Origin of the sequence: Streptomyces sp. VNUA24 (genome assembly GCF_029167005.1) — a bacterium.
Classification (GTDB): Bacteria; Actinomycetota; Actinomycetes; order Streptomycetales; family Streptomycetaceae; genus Streptomyces; species Streptomyces scabiei.
In genome coordinates this window covers 7,563,185-7,580,721 of the sequence record NZ_CP119143.1, presented here as the reverse complement: position 1 = coordinate 7,580,721, position 17,537 = coordinate 7,563,185, and the positions used below count along the sequence as shown (strand labels likewise).

Annotated in this window: 14 protein-coding genes and 1 pseudogene; 1 reads left to right on the top strand and 14 read right to left on the bottom strand. The window is 68.6% G+C overall.

The features are described from left to right. Positions 1-24 precede the first annotated feature (24 nt). From PYR72_RS32465 to PYR72_RS32400, 14 genes and pseudogenes are all read right to left on the bottom strand, one after another. Complete coding sequence (locus tag PYR72_RS32465; RefSeq protein ID WP_275458573.1) at positions 25-1,152, bottom strand: hypothetical protein; 1,128 nt, start codon at positions 1,150-1,152, stop codon at positions 25-27. Then, entirely contained in the window at positions 1,136-1,966 is an 831-nt protein-coding gene (locus tag PYR72_RS32460; RefSeq protein WP_275458572.1) for a thiopeptide-type bacteriocin biosynthesis protein, read from the bottom strand. The genes PYR72_RS32465 and PYR72_RS32460 overlap by 17 nt, the downstream gene beginning before the upstream one ends. After that, positions 1,963-2,865: an endonuclease/exonuclease/phosphatase family protein gene (locus PYR72_RS32455; protein ID WP_275458571.1), complete on the bottom strand. Its 903-nt coding sequence runs from the start codon at positions 2,863-2,865 to the stop codon at positions 1,963-1,965. Before PYR72_RS32455 ends, PYR72_RS32460 begins: the two co-directional genes overlap by 4 nt. 37 nt (positions 2,866-2,902) lie before the next feature. Continuing rightward, the gene (locus PYR72_RS32450; RefSeq protein ID WP_275458570.1) at positions 2,903-4,147 is read right to left on the bottom strand and encodes a lanthionine synthetase C family protein; all 1,245 of its coding nucleotides are present in this window, start codon (positions 4,145-4,147) and stop codon (positions 2,903-2,905) included. Next, complete coding sequence (locus tag PYR72_RS32445; RefSeq protein WP_275458569.1) at positions 4,144-7,047, bottom strand: lantibiotic dehydratase; 2,904 nt, start codon at positions 7,045-7,047, stop codon at positions 4,144-4,146. The genes PYR72_RS32450 and PYR72_RS32445 overlap by 4 nt, the downstream gene beginning before the upstream one ends. A 75-nt stretch (positions 7,048-7,122) precedes the next feature. Next, positions 7,123-7,308: an FxLD family lanthipeptide gene (locus tag PYR72_RS32440; protein WP_275458568.1), complete on the bottom strand. Its 186-nt coding sequence runs from the start codon at positions 7,306-7,308 to the stop codon at positions 7,123-7,125. A 66-nt stretch (positions 7,309-7,374) separates the two neighbouring features. Next, entirely contained in the window at positions 7,375-8,580 is a 1,206-nt protein-coding gene (gene fxlM / locus PYR72_RS32435) for a methyltransferase, FxLD system (protein WP_275458567.1), read from the bottom strand. A gap of 113 nt (positions 8,581-8,693) precedes the next feature. Then, positions 8,694-8,972 carry a hypothetical protein gene (locus tag PYR72_RS32430; RefSeq protein ID WP_275458566.1) on the bottom strand — a complete coding sequence of 93 codons (279 nt, stop codon included), beginning with the start codon at positions 8,970-8,972 and terminating at the stop codon, positions 8,694-8,696. A 106-nt stretch (positions 8,973-9,078) separates the two neighbouring features. Continuing rightward, positions 9,079-9,870, bottom strand: coding sequence for an IS21-like element helper ATPase IstB (gene istB, locus PYR72_RS32425; RefSeq protein WP_137311230.1), 792 nt, complete (start codon positions 9,868-9,870; stop codon positions 9,079-9,081). Further along, positions 9,870-11,409: pseudogene (istA, locus tag PYR72_RS32420) on the bottom strand (IS21 family transposase). The gene istB and the pseudogene istA overlap by 1 nt, the downstream one beginning before the upstream one ends. A 128-nt stretch (positions 11,410-11,537) precedes the next feature. Beyond that, positions 11,538-12,644, bottom strand: a complete 1,107-nt coding sequence (locus PYR72_RS32415) for a glutamine synthetase family protein (RefSeq protein ID WP_275458565.1) — start codon at positions 12,642-12,644, stop codon at positions 11,538-11,540. Further along, on the bottom strand, positions 12,644-14,155 hold the full coding sequence (locus PYR72_RS32410; protein WP_275458564.1) for an amino acid permease: 1,512 nt from the start codon (positions 14,153-14,155) through the stop codon (positions 12,644-12,646). Before PYR72_RS32410 ends, PYR72_RS32415 begins: the two co-directional genes overlap by 1 nt. Before the next feature lie 80 nt (positions 14,156-14,235). After that, the gene (locus tag PYR72_RS32405; RefSeq protein WP_275458563.1) at positions 14,236-15,168 is read right to left on the bottom strand and encodes a hypothetical protein; all 933 of its coding nucleotides are present in this window, start codon (positions 15,166-15,168) and stop codon (positions 14,236-14,238) included. A gap of 217 nt (positions 15,169-15,385) precedes the next feature. Beyond that, positions 15,386-15,775 (bottom strand): ATP-binding protein, encoded by a 390-nt coding sequence (locus PYR72_RS32400; protein WP_275458562.1) that lies wholly within the window; start codon positions 15,773-15,775, stop codon positions 15,386-15,388. A gap of 416 nt (positions 15,776-16,191) precedes the next feature. On the opposite strand from PYR72_RS32400, the gene PYR72_RS32395 reads away from it, so the two are divergent. After that, complete coding sequence (locus PYR72_RS32395; RefSeq protein ID WP_275458561.1) at positions 16,192-17,529, top strand: hypothetical protein; 1,338 nt, start codon at positions 16,192-16,194, stop codon at positions 17,527-17,529. Positions 17,530-17,537: the final 8 nt, after the last annotated feature.

Here is a 17,537-nt window from a genome sequence, read left to right as displayed (position 1 = left end):
GGACTCGACAAACCAAGATCATCCTTACCCAATTGGGCAAGGATGATCTTGGAGGGCAACGCTTTCCCGGATTGTGTGATCGCTGGTACGCACCGCATGGTCCAGTTGGTCACGCAGCTCATCGGGGATGGTTCCTGCTCCGAGTGCGCAGGCGGTGAGGAGAGTTCGGCAGTCCTGTGCCTCTCGATCCGTGGCGAGGGCGGCACACTGGGGGTGTGCCAGGATCTCTCGCGCGGCATAGCCGTCGGAGGTCTTGATCGCCCTTCGGTGCAACTCCTCGACCGCGAGGCGTGCTTCAGGCCCTTCGGGCAAGGTGAACAGGTCCAGCGTGGCGAGCCCGAGCCGCGTGTTGAACACGGTCAGGTCGTCCCCGTCTAGAGCCCCGAGGTGCTTGGTCACCAGGTTCTGCAGGGTGTGTTGCCAAGGCAGTCCTGCCGTTCGGTGGCACACGATGCTCAGGCAGTCGGTCACGGCGACTTCCCAAGGTTCGCCAGGCTTCGTGTCGGCCAGGAGGCTGTTGGCGCGGACGGTGTCTCCGGCGGTGAGAGCGGCGAGGACGGCGACCTGGCGGCCGTCGAGCATGCGCTGTCCGACTCCGTGGTGTGCTTCGACGTGGGCGAGTGCTTCAGTCCAGCGGCCGGCAGTGGTCAGGGCGCGCGTTCCGTCAGCGAGTAGAACTCGCCATAGCCAGGCTCGGACCTCTTGGCGGTCTCGGGCTGTTGAGGTGAGGCCGGATGGCACGGCCACGTCCTCGAACAAGGTGGTAGGGGCGTTGGTGCTGACCGCATCGAACAGCTGGAGGAGCGTACGGCGGCCGTCGTCGTGTTGCCCGGCGCGGATGGCGAGGCGGGCAAGGTTGATGATGGGTTCTAGGGCTCGGATCGCGGCCTTGCCGGGCAAGGGAGCGGCGTCTAGGTAGGCGGCTGCGTGCTGGTGGCACAGCGTCTGGGCCATGTCCGGCACACCGGTGTCGGAGGCGATCAGCGCGGCCTGGTTGTAGACCGTGGAGGCCATGCTCGGGTCGCCCGTCTTTGCCGCGCTGTCGGCGAGTTCGGCGAGCGCACGAACACGCTGGGGCAGGGGGAGGCAGGCCGGGCGGGGGCGAGCGATGAGGGGGAAGCGCCGGGCCAGGGCGTCAGGGAGTATCCACACGGTCCGCGACGCTCCTTTCCGTGGTGGGGTCCGGGCCGAAGACAACGGTTTTCGCGGCGGCGGCAAGGGCGGCCTGGGTGGCGTAGGGCAGGCCGATGCGGTTCCAGGCAAAAAGCGTGTGATGGGCGAGCACGGCGCGCAGCCCGCGGTGAAGCAACCCCAGCTCCATGAGGTGGGCCAGATCCCGCCCGGCGTCGCGATAGGCGCGGGCCCAGTCCGCGAGGTGGGCCAGCGGCCCACCTGTACGCATCAACTCGTCCCCGTTCACGGAGATCAACCGGTGTACGGCAGCTTGGAGTTGCTCGCGGCTCTCCGGTGTGGCACCTGGGGGCGTCTCGCGGTGGGCGCCGACGCGGGCCCAGACGTCGCCTTGTTCGTACCAGTCCAGCCCGGCGGAACGCATCAGGATGCTGCACAGCATCAGGGACGTCTCGCGCCGGTGCGGGCCGCCCTTGCGCTGAAGGTGTTCGAGCAGACTGCGGCTGTCCTGGTGGAAGAGGCGGTGCGCGCTGGCCATGGCTTTGGTGCCACCGAATGCATGCTCTTCGGGTTCGTAGACGATCTCTGTCCACGCAGTGATGGCTCCCTCGGCAACCAGCGTGTCGAAACCCTGGGCTATGTGCTCCGCTCCTCCGGCGGCGGGCAGGTAGCGCACCCGCCAGCACGGGTGCTTGCGGATGATGAACCACCGGGCCAGGGCGCCTTCGTCCTCGCCCACGCGCAGCATGGGGGCGAGTCGGGACACAGCGATGGTCTCGGCGTTCTCCCATTCCGGGAACACGAGATTGGCCTGGCGCCAGGCCGGCAGGGTCATCGGAGGGCCTCCGCAGTGTGTGCAGCGGCCAGAGGCAGTGTCAGCACGCGCTCGAGGCGCACCCGGTAGAAACGCAGGATCAGCAGGGAGTGGTCGGAGGCTTCTCTGGTGTCGTCGTTGTCGACGACTTCGACGCTGTGCAGAGCGGAGGCGAGGCCGCCTGTCCCGTAGGCGCGGTCAATGCGCTGGGGACCGCCTTGGTCGGGCTTGCACTGTCCAGCGGTGGCGTTGAGGGCCTCGGGCTGGCCGAGATGGTCGGCGGCATAGCGGGCGAGGTCGAGGTAGCCGGCGTCGGTCAGGGCGGCGTCGGGGCGGGTGTCGCTGCGGCGGTGTCCGTCGGCGTCGAGGTAGGTCCGGTGGACCATGTGTGCTCGATCGGTCACCGTGGCCCAGTCGGGCAGGGCGAGGCGTTCGGGATTGCGCGGGTAGCTGTTGGTATCCCCGGCGGCGAGAGTGACTGCTCCTGCGTGCATGGCCGTCCAACACGCCTCCGTTAAACGCTGGTTGGCGTCGAAGCAGCACATGTGGAGGGAGACGAGGTTGAGTGGCACCGGACATGTGCCGAGCCGCGCGACCACGTGGCAGGGGTGCAGCCACCACGGCTTGGCGCGGGGGCGTGCTTCGACGACGTCGAACATCGTGGGGCGGAGGTAGACAGCGGTCGCGACGTCGGCGTCCGCGTACGGGTTGGGCGCGGAGAGGAAGCCTCGCAGGCTCAGCCGCTTCTCCGTGGCGTGCAGGAGTTCGCTGCCCCGCTCGCGGCTGAACTTGGCCTCCTGTTGGAGGAAGATGTCCGGCTCGTACTCGGTGAGGACGTCGAGTGCGAGATGCCGGCGTTCGCCGTTGCGGCCGCCGTCACCGTCGATGTTCCACACGGCAGCGGTCACGAGGTCTGTCACTTCAGACCTTTCGGTATCGGTACGGATTGGCGCGGTATCACGCCAGAGCGAGGAAGGTGTCCCAGTGCGGGGCGGGCGCACGGCCCGTGCCCACGGTGTGCAGAGCGAGTGCTGCTCCGGCTGTTCCATCGAGGAGTTCCGGGTTGGGGTCGCTCTGGCTGAGCGCGGTGATCAGGCGGTCGGTCAGCCGCGGCAGCTCGGCGCTGATCTCGGGGTTGTCCGTCTCGGTGGCCATCCGCCATGCCGCGTGCAGGAGTCCCGCCATGCCGTGGCACAGCCCGGTCTCGGGGAGCGTGTCCAGTTGGAGGGGGTCTTGCAGGGCGGCAAGAATGGCGTTCTCGGCCATCGCGACGCGTGCCGCGTCTCCGAGGGCGAGTCCGGCCAGTTGCTGGGCACGGGCGGTGCCGCTGACGCCGTAGCACCAGGACGGCCGGGGCCGAAGCGAGGAATGGACCTGGTCGTCGGTCACCTGCTGGATCGAGAGGTGTCCCGGCCACCAAGGCGCGGCCTCGTCGCCTTGCCGCCACTGGTCCGTCCAGGAGCAGATCGTCGCGATCGCGTCGACCGTGCCCGGCACGGTCAGTCCGCCGAGCAGGGCCTGCGAGAGGACGGCGAGGGTGGAGCCGATGCCGTGGGCGAGCCCGATGTTGCCGTGCCCGCCGGGGTAGTCGGGGTGAAGGACCCCGCTGGGGGCGACGTCTGTCCACCACGGCGGCAGCCCGGCCGGGTCGGGGATGTGCTCGGTCAGGCGTACCAGGTAGGCGATGACGTCCGAGGTGATTGCGTGGTGCGGGTGGCGGCTGAGGTGATAGGCGCCCAGGCCGGACAGGCCGCGGATCAGGTCGAACTCTTCCATGAGGGGGCGCTCGGCACGGGTGATGCGCTGGTGGGCGGCGGCCAGCCGGTTGCGGGTGAGGGTGAGAGTGGCGGTGTCCAGACGGGCAAGGACTGGCAGGTAGCCGCTCGATGTGCTGACCGCCCGATGCATCACGTACGCGAGGGCGGGAGCGCCGAAATACAGATTCGCGTTGGCTGCGGCGCTGACTTCACCGTGCACGGCCGCCGTCAACCAGGCGTGTGCGGTGGACCAGTCTCCGTGCCCGGTCCGGGCGCGCTCGATGTGCAACAGGGCGATGCCCGAGGCTCCTCCGGCCAGCGACTGGGGCCAGGACCGGCCACCGTAGGGACGTCCGCCGGGCCACGTGGTGGTCGGGTCGGCCAGCGCGGCGGCCAGACGGTCGACGGTTTCCAGTGCAGTGAGAGCGGGAGCGGTGGTGATCACGGTGTACTCCTTGCGCGGGCAGTCCAGCTGAGGGCAGCGGCTCTGGCCAGGTGAAGGTGGGTGCGTTCCTCGGGCAGTCCCGGCCCGCGCATCCGGACGTGGTGGAGGTGCAGCAGGTCCGGCAGCAGTTCGTCCGGACGGAAGGCCGTGTCCGTGAGCGCGCGGCGGTAGTCGGCAAGTGCCCCACGCCGCGCTGACCAGGCAGCGGTGACGTGCTCGCTCAGGCCGGCCGAGGGCATGTTCACCAAGTCGACGGCTTGGCGGTAGACGGTGCGGGGCGGGGCGTCCGGCTCGGTGCGCGTGTGCTCGATCAGCCAATGCATCGCCGCGGTGCTGTCGCCGAGCACGCCCACGGCGATGTCCACCATGCTCGCGGCGGTCACCGCGTGAAGGTCGGGGACCTCCGTTCCGGTCTGGGCAGCGAGCTGGGCTACGGCGGCGGCGGAGTCGGCGGCGAAGTACCGTTCGGCCGCGTCGAGGGCGGTGGGGCCGCCGAATCGGGCGGTCTCCGGGTGGTAGGTCTCCACACCGGCGTGCGTGATCAGACCGCCTTGCCGCAGGCGGCGCGTCCACTCGCCGATCGACTCGAAGGCGGCGCCGAGGGTCCCGGGCTGGTAGGTCAGGCGGAGGCGAAGGTGGTCGTCAGGGTCGCGATAGCGGATAAACCACCATGGAGGATCGCCCAGTTCGTCCAGCAGGGCCGCCAGGTGCCGGGTCAGGATGGGGTTCTGCCGGTCGCGATGGCCGTGGAGGTGAAGGGAGATGCGGTTCTCGCATCCGGGCAGGTGACCGTGCTCTCGATTGACCGCGCAGCCCGCCACGCGGACGGGGATGATGTTCTGCTCGGTGCTCAGGGGGATGACGACTTCGTGGGCACGGCCTCCGGTCCAGCCCAGGTCCTTCGCACGTGGTGCCGGGCACAGCGTCACAGTGCCGTCGCGGTCCAGGTGGACGCGCAGCAGGGCCCGGTGGGACGGCTCCGCCAGGTCCAGGGCCATGCGCTGGTCGTCCTCGCTCAGGTACACCCGCTCAGGCAGGTGGACCTCGCGGCGCCATCGGGTCAGGGCCTCGTCCCACTGCGGCCATGGTGCGGATGCGGGAGGCAGGTCCTCTCGCGTCAGGAGCCAGCGGGCCGGGGACAGGATCGTCCGGCCGTAGCGCAACGCGGGCAGGAACGGCAGGCTGGACGCGGCCGTCCCCCACCTGAATCCGGTGCACGGGACGGCCAACGCAGCGGGCGCCTCCGTCAGGAACCGGCACAGCGGGTGGGAGTGGTGGCCCAGGTCCACGGCGTTGAGCAGCAGCGTGTGGACGGGACGGCGGTGGGACAGCGAGACAAGGTGCAGCTGTTCGGCATCGGCGGTGACCGCGAGGTCTGTGACGGGAACGAGGCGGGTGTCCGGGCTGTGGTAGTCGCCGAGCGAGATCACCCACTCGGTCGCCTGCGGGGCGCGGGCGACATTCTCGGTTGGCGCCGACAGAGGGGTGGAGCTGATCTGCGCGCTGAGCGCGCCTTGATGCACTGGGGGTAAAGCGCCGTAGGTCTCGGTCATGCGGCGGCGGTCTTCGTCGTCGAGCAGATGCAGAAAGCGTCCGGTGGTCGCTCCGGCCGAGCGCGCCACCCCGACCACGTGCAGGGTGAACTCCCCCTGGTGGAGATCGGCGACGCTCTCGGCATCAATACGGACGGTCAGCTCCGCGCTCGGCTGGACGGGACGGCCCGGATCGACGGTGGACAGGTCCTCGATCGCCGCATCGTCGAGCTGGATTTCAAGGCGGCGCTGCATGCCGGCGGTGTGCGCGAGTTTGATGAGGCGGCCGACACGGTCGGGCAGCGGGGAAGCCGTCGGCGCGGTGGTGGCACCGAGGAACCCGGGCGGATAGCCGAGTACGTCGATCGCGTCCAGGACAGGGACGGCCGCCCGCGGCCCGTACCGGTCCAGGAAGCGGCGATGCCACTCGGCCCAACCGGTCAAGGACGCTTGTGGTGCGAGGCGGATGAGCGCCTTCGCTGCCGCTGCCGCCTCCTGCACGACGGCCGTAGGTACGGTCAGGTCCCAGTCCACCCGCAGGTCGCGCGCGGACCTGGGGGTGGACCGGATCTCTGCTGCCTCCGTGGGCGGGAGGTGGGCTGCCTGTTCGACGAGAGCGGTGAGCGGGTCGGCGACCGTCATCGCCGGGCGGAGACTCGTGAGCAGGACCCGTTGCCTGACCAGGTCTGCGATAAGGCGGTCGATCACGGAGGGCGGCGCGCTCGGGAAGCTGGTCGACAGCTTCACAGCGAGGTCGCTCCACAAGACCGGAGTCTGTGCCCCGCCCAGGGCCTCGCGGACCGGTGCGGTCAAGCGGACCTGCACGTGGTCTGGACGTCGATCGAGGGTTCCGCTCGGGCGGTGCTCGATCACCACGTACCCGTCGCGTTCGACGAGGAGGCTGGAGGCGAGCAGCATCAGGCGGGGCCGCAGCGCCGGGTGCTGCTCGAAGTAGTCGATGAGGGCCGTACTGTGTGCCGCCTCTGCTCTGGCGGTGGCGCGGTGATCGGTGCCGACGCGGAGCGCGGGCACCGTACCTATTCGTACGGCCGCAATGCCGGCGAACAGGCCGAACGGAGTTGCCCGAGTGCGAGCACGCAGCAGATAGCGCAGCACGGCGACAACCGTGCGCCGCACGGCAGGGACCGGGACCAGCTGGCCCGCGCAGATCTGCTCCACCCGGGTCGCAAGGTCGGGGCTGGCTGCCCTGACGGCGGCCGCGAAGTCGGTGTCGTTCCAGGTTCGTTGGAGCCATGCCTGCCAGGACGTCGGGTCCGCGAACGCGCCGGTAAGGTCCGGCCATACCGTCGGGCGGTCGGGATGCCATGCAGATGCCCGGACCAGTGCCGCATCAACGTGGCGATACATACGCCCCTCCTGGGACTGCGCGGTGCCCGGCCGCGCTCATGGTGCGGCCGGGCACCGCGGTGGACGCGGTCGGTGTTACGCCGGGCAGCTCGTGCACGCGGTCGCGCACGTGGAGTTGCAGCCGTCGTCCGTCATCCTGATGAGCTGGTCCGCGGAGGGACCGCCCTCGACGATGGAGATGTCCAGGGCGAAGTCAGCGAACTCCTTCGCTTCGGCGACCGGTTGCGTGGATATGGCCGGTCGCTCCAGTTGAACGGTCATGTGTGTCTCCTTGAGGTAATGGGGGATGGTGCAAAGGTCCCGGAGCCCTCGCTGGGCCCCGGAGTCTCAGGTCCAGGACGCGGTGACGATCCCGTGCCGCCGCAGTACGGCGTCCTGCGGCAGAGGCGACGGAGCGGGGCCCGGCAGGTACCGGAACGTCGCAGCTCCCCGCCGACGGTGGTGTTCGGCCCAGCGGCGCAGCAGCTCCGCGTACTGGTCGGCGAGGGCTTCGGCCTGCGGACCGTGGGCAATGACGCCGCTCTCGAAGCCGCCGGTGGCCTCGTTGTCGCGGCGGGTGCGGTAGGCGATGCTGTCCTCGCTGACCAGGGCGGGCACCCCGAACTGGACCGCCGGTGTCACCAGCCCTCGCTCGACCACGTCCTTGGCCGCGTGCAGCCGCACCGCACGCGGCAGGTTGAGCGTGAGGTACAGGTCCAGCTCGTCTGGCAGGTCCCATGCCGCACCCGACCAGCGCACCAGCTGGGGGGTGTCCAGGGCATGGTTCAGCGCCTGCGCGTTGAGGGGCACCCGCACGTCATCGGTCTGCACGACGACGCCCTCCCGCAGCAACACCTTGCGTTCCTCGGCGGCGCCCTCGCCCTGCATCGGCACGAAGTGCGCCAGACGGTAGGAGCGGCTGAGCAGGCCCGCACCGTCACGGTCGAAGGCGATCGAGCGGGTCGTGCCGCACACCGTCAGCGGAACGACGAGCCTGCCCTTCTCCGTGAGCCCGTCGATCCACGACGGGGGGATGTCCCACGCCGCCGCGGTGACGATGATCCGGTCGTAGGGCGCTCCGTCGGGGACACCCCTCTCGCCATCGGCGAGCACCGTCTTCACCTGCCAGTATCCGGCCTCGTCCAGGCACAGGCGGGCACGGTCCACGATGTCGCGGTCGATGTCGACCGTGGTGACCTCACCGTCGCTGCCCACGAGTTCCTGGAGGTAGGCGGCATTGACGCCCCCCGAGCCGATCTCCAGGACCTTCATCCCGGGCGCGATGTCGGCCTGCTCCAGCATCACACCCTGAAGGTGGGCAGCGGACATGACGCTGACGTTCAGGCCGCTTTCGTCCTTCTTGACCGGCACAATCCGGTGGAGATCGTAAACGACCTCCAGGGACGCCTCCGGCGCGAACCGGTGCCGGGGCACGGCGGCGAAGGCCGCAGCAACCGGGGCGGACGTGATCGCGTCCTGGTCACGAAGGGCGCGGACCATGTCCGCACGCCACGCGCCGGGATCGCGATCGGTCGAGTCATCGATAACAGGCATCCGTTTACCTATTTCTGTTGAGGGGTGTTGCTGGCGATGGCACAGATGGGCCCGGTGGTCAGCGAGGACGCTAACGAGGACGCCGTCGCTGGGGGCGGTTACGCGCCGGTCACTCACGCACGGTCGAACCACCGTTCCCGCTCGACGTCGGTGACTTGTCTGCGGTGTTCGGCGATCTCGGCCTCGGCTGCGATGGCGTAGTGCCGCACTACCTCGGCTCCGAGCGCGCTCGTCGCGAAGTTGCTGCCGCCGAAGTACGCCAGCGCCTCGGCGAGGTCACGTAGAACAGGCACCGCCTGCCGGTCTGCGTAGGCGTCGCCCCGGCAGGGTGCGGGCGGGTTCAGCTTCTCGGTCAGGCCGTGCACGATCGCAGCGATCGAGGCAGCTGTCAACGGCCATTTCGTTCTCCCCGTAGGCGGCCAGAAGTTCGCCCCGCTGGCGGCCATCGAGATGTCCCCGGTGGCGGCCAGATAATTCCCCGCCCTCGGGTCGGTCGGGTCAGCTGAAGGGCTTCACCCCCTGTCCGCTGGTGGCCTGGGTGAGCCGGTAACTGTCACCCTGAGTGACGACGATGTGAGCGTGGTGCATGAGCCGGTCGACCGTCGCGGTGGCCAGGGTCTTGGGCATGATCTCGTCGAATCCGGAGGGGTGAAGGTTGCTGCTGACGGCGACCGACCGGCGTTCGTAGGCGGCATCGACCAGGCGGTAGAAGCCTTCGGCAGCGTCCGGCGAGACCGGCAGGAGGCCGATGTCGTCGACGATGATCAGGTCCGAGCGGATGATCTTCGCGAGGGCTCGGGCGATCGAGTCGTCCGCGCGGTGCCGACGGACCAGGGCTCCGAGGTCCTCGATGGTGAACCAGGAGACGGTCAGCCCGGCCTCGATGGCGGTCTGGCCGAGGGCCTCGGTGAAGTGGCTCTTGCCGGTGCCGGAGGGCCCGCAGATGCAGAAGTTCTCCCGCCGGCCGATCCATTCCAGGGACTTGAGGGCGTCCTGGGTGGGGCGGGGGATGGCGGACTTGGTCTCGTCCCAGTCGCCGAAGGTCTTGCCGGTGGGGAAGCCGGCCCGCTTGCGGCGGGTGTGGAGGTTGGCCCGGTCGCGGCCGGCGGCCTCCTCGGCCAGCAGGACGCGGACGACCTCGGCCGGGTCCCAGCGTTGGGCCTTGGCGGTGGGGATCAGGTCGGCCAATACCCGACGCAGGTGCGGGAGTTTGAGCCGCCGGGTCAGCTCGATGGCCTCGGCGAGCGGGTCGCCGTTGGTGCCGGGAACGGTGCGAAGTGGGGTGGCCATCAGGCGGGATCGCTTTCGTCGTGCTCGGAGACGTCGGAGGCGGGCTGGGCGGGCAGGCCGAAAGAGGACCAGGCGGAGGTGCCAGGCTGCAGGGAGTGTTCCTCGCTGCGGCGGACGGGTTCGGTGTGCTCGCGGGTGGCCTGGTAGTCGACGATGGACAGCAGGTCCTTGTCCGCGAACCGGCCGGTGACCGCGGCGGTGCCCAGGGCTCGGTCGACCTCGGCCACCGAGTAGAGCTTGGACAGGGCGACGGCCTCGGCCATCTTCGCCTTGATGCGGCGGACCCCGCTGGCCCCGGCTTCAACCAGCCAGGACGCGGCCCCGGGACCGAGCTGGAGGAAGGCAGCCTCCTCAGCCGAAGTGGCCTTCGGGGTGCGGTCGTTGTCCTTGTTCTCCCGCGGCGGGTAGTGGGCGTCGTCCAGGACCGGGGTGCCCGGCTGCCCGCGGCGGTGGCGGGCGGCCTCGAGGGCCGAGCCGTCCTCGCCGACCGCGGTGACGATCAGCTCGTCGCCGTGGAACCGGGCCCAGACCCGGTTGTCGATCAGTTCGTGCGGAACCGAGTAGCGGACCCCTTCGACCGAGATAGTGGACTCCCAGTTCACCCGCCGGGTGGTGCCGAACGCGGCGGTGAACGGCCTCCTCGGCAGTGGGTGCAGCCGCTGTCGTTCCTCGGCGAGCCGCTCGATGGGCTTGCGCCGAGTCGCCCGGTGGGTGCGGGAGTTGACCTCGTCGCAGAACGCGCGGCAGGCCGCCTCCAGCTCGCCGAAGGTCTTGTAGTGGTCGCGCAGGTTGACGTCCTTCGGCACCAGGTCGGCCTTCGCGATCCGGACCGTCGCCTCGGAACCGCCCTTCGTCTCTGGGTCCGCGGGCAGGCAGGTGCGTATGGTCGTGCCGTAGTGCCGGGCGACCTCGACGATCTCCGGGTTGCGGACGGCGATCCCGGCAACGTGGTCGGTGGTGACCGTCTTCTCGTTGTCCGTCAGGACGTAGGGCCGGCACCCCGCCGATCCGGCGGAACGTCGCGTCCAGACACGAGGTGACCGTCGGCAGCGTCTTGTCCCAGATCGGGATCACGATGCGGAAGCGGGACCAGGCCAGCCAGGCGCACCACAAAATGGTCTTGCGGCCGGCGATGGTCGGTCCGTCGCCGAAGTCGTACTGAATCCACAGCCCCGGCTCGGTCACCCACGGTCGATAGACCCGCCGCCGACCAGCCCTGAACTGGGCTTTCGCCTCGGCAACGGTGCGGCGGGTGGTGCGTTCCCCGCCGGTGAAGCCCATCGCGACGATCCTCTTGTGCACCACGTCCGCGCGGATCTTGCCGTGCGAGCGGACCACCAGTTCCTCGATCTTCGGCAGATAGTCGTCGATCGCGCGGGCCCGGTGACGGCGCTGGTCCGGGTGCTGGCCGGCGGCCCGCATCTTCACATAGCGGGCCACCGTGTGGTGGTCGACGCCGGTCAGTTCGGCCGCAGCGCGGTAACTGCCCGTGAGGTCGTACGCCTCAAGGATCTCCATGATCTCCCTGCTGTTCTTCACCCGCCCGAGCCTCGCTGAGCGGGATGCGTCCAATGCGAGCGGGGAGATATCTGGCCGTACGTGGGGAATCCCGTGGCCATCAGTGGGGCGGTAAATGACCGCCTATGGGGAGCTTGTCATGGCCGCCGTCAGGCAGCCAGCGCGAGGTAGGGGTTGGCGTCGGCGCCAGGTAGGCGGATCTCCAGGTGGGTGCCCTCGCCGTGACCGGTGACCCGGACGGCGCACCCACGGTTGTCGTGGCCCCAGTTCATGTACTGGGGTGCGAAGGAGTGCGCCGTCGCGTACCGCTTGTAGGAGTTGGGGTTGGGCGCATACAGCGGGGCGAGGTGCGGCATTCCGGAGAGCAGTCCGGCGATGCTGTGGCGCATCGTCTCGGGCAGCTCCTCGCCGGGGACCGCGTCGAAGGCTGGGGCGCCGTCCTTCCAGAGGGACAGGTGCAGGTGCAGCCCGCTGCCCACGCCGGTGAACGGTGCGCTCATGAACGTGGCCGACAGAGCCTGGCGTCTGGCCAGGTGCTGCACGGTCTGCTTGTAGACGGTGTAGGCGTCGCAGGCTCGAAGCGCCGGGCCATAGGGGAACGTGATCTCCACCTGGCCGGGAGCGCCCTCTGTCTTGGTCGCCTCGATCGGTACGCCGGCCTCGGGCAGAGCGTCTTCCAGGTACCGGAAGAAGTCGCTCAGCGCCGGCGGATGGTCGAGGGCGTAGTCGAGGTTGTGCTGCACCATGGGCTGAAGGCCGTTGCAGAGAACGAACTCACTCTCCAGACCCACGCGCGCCTCGAAGCCGAGCTCCCCCAGCCGATCGAGCTGAGTGCGGAGCATGCGGCGCGGAGCGATCTCCAGGGGCGTCCCGTCAGGTTGGACGGCCTCGCAGTGAACCAGCGCCAGGCCGGGCATGTAGGGCAGGACACGCAGCGTGTCTAGGTCGGCGACCATGCCGAGGTCCTGAAAGCCTTTGTCCCAGCCCGTGAGGTCGAAGCCGCCAAGAGGGTCCATGCCCACGTTGGTGGCCAGAATGTAAGCGCAGGCTTCCGACACGTTGAGCCCGTCGGCGATCCGGTCGAGAAACACCCGGGCGCTGAGGCGCTTGCCTTTGAGACGCCCCATCATGTCGGGGACGCAAACCATGACGGTGGTGACGTCCTCACGATCCACCGCGGTCCGGAAGTCCTCGGCGGAGATGTGACCGGCGAGCTGGGACATCTCGTAGTTCGGGTCAGTGTGCTGGCTGCTCATCAGACCACGTCCTCCGCCAGAGAGGCGTGCGTGGCGGTGTTGCCCAGGGCGGGGATGCGGTAGTTGCGGCGGCCCTGAGTGGTCCACAGGATCCAGGCCAGCGTGAGCACGGCGATCAGGGCGACACCCGCGTAGTTGAACGATGAGGTGGTGATCGGGGAAACCTGCGGCAGGCAGAACAGGACGGTTACGAACCCGACCCAGGCGACGGCCGTCCAGCCGATGGGCTTGCTCCACCGGCCAAGGTTCCACGGTCCGGGCTTGAAGTGGTCCCCCGCGCGCAGCCGCAGGTAGACGGGGATGGCGTAGGCGGGGGTGATGCCGATGACGTTGATGGCCGTGACTGCGGCGTACGCGGTCGGCGAGTACAGCGACGGTGCCGCCAGGACGAGCGCGACTCCTACCGACAGCCACACGGCGGCAACCGGTGTCTTGGTGCGGGTGCTGACGCGGCGCCAGGTGGCGGCGAACGGAACCGCGCCGTCGCGGGAGAACGCGAACACCATGCGGGAGGCAGCGGCGGTCTCTGCGTTGCCGCAGAACAGTTGGGCCACGATCACGATCAGCAGCAGGGCCTTGGCACCGGAAAGGCCAACGACGTCAAGGAAGATCTGTGCAGGCGGCACGCCGGTGGCACTGCTCTGCGTGCCCGCGTAGTCCTGGATGGAGAACGTGAGCCCGGCCAGCAGGACGAACCCGGCTATCCACGAGACCCAGATCGAGCGGACGATCCCCCTCGGCGCCGATATCTGGGCCTGAGTGGTCTCCTCGGACAGGTGGGAGGAGGCGTCGTAGCCGCAGAAGGTGTACTGCGCCAGCAGCAGCCCGAGCGCGGTCACGTACAGGCCGTTGCTGAAGCCGGTGTCGTTGTTGAACGTGGTGAACACGAAGTTGGCGCTCTGGTGATCGGCCGAAGCGAGGATCAGAACGCCGACGATGACTGCGACGCCGACGAGGTGCCACCACACCGAGACCGAGTTCAAGAGGCTGACCAGACGGACGCCAACCACGTTCAGCAGGGCGTGCAGCAGCAGGATCCCGGCGAAGATCATCATGGTCTTCTCGGGTGTCGGCGTGAAGCCCCACTGGAGGTTGGCGAACGCGCCGACGAACGTGGCGGCACCGTAGTCGATGCCGGCGATGGCGCCGAGCAGCCCGAGCAGGTTCAGCCAGCCGGTCACCCAGGCCCAGCGGGGCCCGCCGAGCCGGTGCGCCATGTAGTACAGGCCGCCCGAGGTGGGGTAGGCAGAGGTGACCTCGGCTAACGACATACCGAGCAGCAGGACCATCAGACCGACGCCGACCCAGCCCCACATGATCACGGCCGGTCCGCCGGTGTTCAGGCCGAAGCCGTAGAGAGTCATACATCCGGACAGGATGCTGATGACGGAAAAGGAGATCGCGAAGTTGCCGAACGGGCCCATGCGGCGCGCCAGTACGGTCTGGTAGCCGAGCCCTGTCAGGACGGCATCGTCGTCGACCAGCCGGTGGGCGGCACTTCTCGGAGACACCGAAAGAATCCTCTGGGTCGAAAGGAAAACAGGGATGGGGTGGTGCTGGGAACCGCCTCGCGGTGGGGGTGCTCGACTTCTCATCTGCCGTGCCGCTCGTGCTTCATCGCGTAGTTGCGCGCCTGTAGGAAGTCGTCCTGCCACCACCGGCTTTCGCTGACGTGCTGCCAGGGCGCGGGGGTGGCGAAGGGGCCGATCGCCGTGAACACCTCTGCGGCGCCGGGCAGGCCACAGGCGGTCAGCGTGTAGGCCAGATGGTTCAGATCCAGCAGGGAGCAGGTGCTCATGTCGGTGACGTAGGTGAACCATCCGTCTCTCGCCAGCTCGACGTAGTGCCGGACCTGGTCGTTGGTCCAGAACCCGAGTGTGCTCGCGACCTGTCCGCCTGCCGTCCGCATCCGGTAGTCCTCGACGTAGGCGTACAAGGGCAGGTTCAGCAGTACGGCTCCCGGCTTCGCCTGGGAGGCCACCCACCGCGTGAAGTCCACGGCTCCGCTGCCGCGGGCCTGAAAGCACTGGAGCATCCGGTGATACGCCTCCCTGTTGGACCAGTCCCGCCGGTCTACCTGCCACAGCAGCGGCCACGGTCCCCGCGGCAGCATGGCCTCCGGCGGATTCGCCCAGTGGTCAACGGAGTGCCACTGCCTGTGGTCGACGTCCAACTGAGCGAGTGCCAACAGGCACACCCAGGGAACGGGGTCAGCCGGCCAGCGGCGTGCGGCGTCCCCGCATGCCGCACGAGCGGCGCTGACCCTGGGGAGCAGGGTGTGACGGTCTGCCGTGCTGCGGTGAGCCGCTAGAACCCGGTGGGTCATGACGCGGGCCCGCATCATCAGGGCGTTCGCGTTTCCGGGTTCCTCTGCGCACCAGGCCGTGACGGCGTCACCTTTGGCGGCGCCAGCCGCCAGGACCTGACTGCGGGATGTGCGCAGCGCCCAACTGCGGGTGTGGGCGAGCAGAGCCTTGGTGGAGAGCCACCGGTCGAGCAGGAGGTCTTCCAGAGCCAGGCGCAAGTCTTCGTCGTATCCCGCAGGATGAGGAGTCAGGGGCATGTCAGTGTTCACCATCGGAGCACCCCGCGTTGTGGAGCTGGTGGTGAGCAGGGTGAAGAGCAGGCGTGCCTTGAGCACGTAAGAGGGACATCAACGCCTCGTGTGGGGGTTGGAAGACCGCCGGGCGGCAGTCGGGCACAGACCTTGGGGAGGTAGGCGGCTGCGGCCCGGCGGCCGCTCAGGGGGCCTCGACGGTCGGGAACGTCGGGCTGTGCTCGCCGGGCTGCATTCGGACCCGGATGGTCTTGCCGCTGCCGGACTCTGCGGGGAACCAGACGACCTCGCCGCCCAGTTGTCGCACGAGCCACAACCCCGTCCCGTCGCTTCCGGCAAGGGCTTCGTCGAGGCCATCGCGCCCGGGGCGCGGGTCTGTCACGTCAAGGAGCAGCACGTCGTCCTCGTCAACGTGCATGGTCAAGGTGACCATGCCTCTGCCGACGTGCTGGACAGCGTTCTGGACGATCTCCGTGATGACCCGTACGGCGGCCTCTTGTGTCCCCGACCAGCCCATCATGCCCAGGCGGGTACGGGCGTGCAGGCGAGCAAGCCTGGGGACGCAAGACTCCATGGCCCAACTGTGCGTCCAGATCTGCGGACGGACAGGGGCCGGCTGCGCGTCAGAAACACGTGCCCGACCACGCTCTCGCTCGGCGTTGAAGGACTGAGCCTCGGTTGTGCGTGCGTCCGCTGGGGGAAAGGCGAGAGCGGCGCTCACCATCTGCGCGTTCACGGGGACCTCTGTTTCCACGATTGTGCTCGCTCGGGCACTCTCTGCGAGGGCTGGTACGAGCGTTGCAGCCGTGGCCTTGCGGATCCATCCCCGTCTGCCTCTCGGATCTTGGTACAGCGGCGACCTGGCTTCTCGCCTGTTTCTCGGATCCTTCTCGGATTAGCTAAGTACCGTCTGTACTGGGCAAGTTGTTGGGGTGGAGCACTTACCTTCGTGCTTGAGACGTGCTGAATGAAGCGGATGGGAGGCACCAGGTGGTCACGTTCTTCCAGCATTGGCTCAACGAGCGCGAACTGCGTGACTGCAAGGACTTCCTCCCCCCGTTCAGCAAGGCGGCCGAGGGGCTGGGGCTGAAGGGCCTGGAGCCCGCCCAGTCGACCTTTTTGGCCTGGTACTACGGGAAGCGGAAACCTCAAGGCGACTTCCGCAGGGTGATCGTCGCCATGACCAACTACAGCATCGACACGCTGTGGACGGAGGTCCCCGAGGGAACCACGCCGGACTTCGCCCCGCTGGCTGGCACGTCGTCCACTGCACATGCCAAACCCGGCATGGACCTGAGAGACATGAAAAGGAGCGGCGAGATGGCCGTTCGACGTGCGAGGCAGTACGTTCTCCACACGGATCGGGACAGGCTGGGAGAGAACACGCTCCCCTTGCTTCACGACCAGGTGGCGCAGCTCGTTACCGACTACCCCCGGGTACCTCTCTCGGAGATCTGGGACTCCCTCCTGGACGTGCAAGACGAGATCATCTGCAACCTGGAGACCGGTAAGCACCGGCCGTCTCAACTCCGCGACCTCAACTTCATGGCCGCTATCACGGCGTTCCTCGTGGCCAAGGGCTTCAACGACATGGAGGACCGCGATCAGGCGCGGACGATGAGTCTCCTGGCTGCGGCATTCGCCAAGGACGCCGAACACACGGGACTCATGGCCCTCGTCAGTGGACTGCAGTCCCTCATCGAATACTGGGCGGACCGGCCCGGCGACGCCCTGTTCTACGCCCAGAAGGGCGCGGCCCTTGCCACGGACCTCAGAAGCACGGTCGGCCTGTGGCTCCATGGCCTCCAGGCTCGCGCGGCAGCCGTCCTCGGCGACAACGAGACGGTCCAGGCGTCGAACCGAACGGCTGACGACCTACGAGAGCACGTCATACCCGACGAGCTCGATCAACTCGGCGGCCTCCTCACCTACTCTCTGGAGAAGCAGCGGTACTACGCCGTGGAAGCCTCGGCCCTCCTCGGCGACGGCAACGCGGACCTCACCGCCCAAGCGGAGCTGGCCGTGCAAGGCTTCCGCAACCCTGAGAACCCCAACTGGGCGTTCGGCGATCTGGCCGGCGCGCAGTGCAACCTGGCCCTCATCCACATCCACAGCGGCGACGTCGACGGAGCCGCGCAGGCCATCCGCCCCGTGCTGGACCTCCCTGCCAGTTTCCGGAACAACGGCATCGTCGTCTCGGCCCTGCGCGTCCGCCAAGCCCTGACGACGAGCGGCGCGCGCACCGCTCTCACGGCCCGTGACCTGCGAGAAGAGCTCGCGGTTTACCCGCCCCGACGACCAGCACTCCCCGGCGGAACACAGCGGTAGGGTTCCTG

Excerpts from the sequence above, each read along its gene's own strand:
- PYR72_RS32460 (WP_275458572.1), bottom strand. The coding sequence starts at position 1,966 with ATGACCCTGCCGGCCTGGCGCCAGGCCAATCTCGTGTTCCCGGAATGG.
- istB (WP_137311230.1), bottom strand. The coding sequence starts at position 9,870 with ATGGCCACCCCACTTCGCACCGTTCCCGGCACCAACGGCGACCCGCTC.
- PYR72_RS32415 (WP_275458565.1), bottom strand. The coding sequence starts at position 12,644 with ATGAGCAGCCAGCACACTGACCCGAACTACGAGATGTCCCAGCTCGCC.
- fxlM (WP_275458567.1), bottom strand. The coding sequence starts at position 8,580 with ATGCCTGTTATCGATGACTCGACCGATCGCGATCCCGGCGCGTGGCGT.
- PYR72_RS32445 (WP_275458569.1), bottom strand. The coding sequence starts at position 7,047 with ATGTATCGCCACGTTGATGCGGCACTGGTCCGGGCATCTGCATGGCAT.
- PYR72_RS32400 (WP_275458562.1), bottom strand. The coding sequence starts at position 15,775 with ATGGAGTCTTGCGTCCCCAGGCTTGCTCGCCTGCACGCCCGTACCCGC.
- PYR72_RS32440 (WP_275458568.1), bottom strand. The coding sequence starts at position 7,308 with ATGACCGTTCAACTGGAGCGACCGGCCATATCCACGCAACCGGTCGCC.